Genomic DNA, 684 nt, shown 5'->3' on the forward strand with positions numbered 1-684 from the left:
GCAAGAAGCTGCTGTCGAATATCGGGCCAGGCCCACCTTAGGTGCTCGGCGGTCTGAGCAATATCCAGACCATCGATGCCTGCTGCTCCCTTGTTGGCACGCACGCGCTTCCATGCACGTAGCATGTTCTCTCTTGCGAAGGCCCGCTCAAGCAGACCTTGCCCTGCGTCCTCCGGCACTTGTCGCGGGAGGCCAGTTTCATCGCTGGAGCAGGACGACAAGGCTTCACCTTGGCATGCCTTCTCCCGCCCCGCAGTCGCGGGCATCTGATGCGTTACTGATCTCATCGACAAGACGTTTGACGCTCCTTCTCGTTCGGCCCTTTGCTCCAAAAAAAAACGAGGAGCTACTACGGCCTCTGCTGACTTCTCGCTCCGTGGGGTCACGTTGCCCTTTCAGGCATAAGGCGAGATCTCCCCGGGTAAGAACACACTCCTTCACCGCACAACCGCCGGATATACGCTACGTCGCCTTGGCCACAAGAGCTTCGCGGCTTCTTGCCCGCTCGCCCTGCTTGGCAGCGCCTCCTATCCGGTTCTTGTTCATCGGCTCGCGGTTTACGCTCCACGCTTCCTTCCCACGGTTGGTCACCCTTCCGCAGTTGCGCTTCGCTTCGTTCGCTGTGGCCAGCTTACGGGAGGACTTGCACCTCCAGGAGTGCGCCCGTGCCGGGCGCACAAAAAA

The 684-nt window shown here is 60.2% G+C and carries 1 pseudogene; it reads right to left on the bottom strand.

Annotated features, from left to right (window positions below):
• A pseudogene (locus tag CXF87_RS12205) lies at positions 1-287 on the bottom strand (group II intron reverse transcriptase/maturase); the annotation flags it as partial.
• Between the last annotated feature and the right edge of the window lie 397 nt (positions 288-684).

The organism is Halomonas sp. MES3-P3E, assembly GCF_002836035.1.
In the GTDB taxonomy this organism is placed as follows: domain Bacteria; phylum Pseudomonadota; class Gammaproteobacteria; order Pseudomonadales; family Halomonadaceae; genus Vreelandella; species Vreelandella arctica.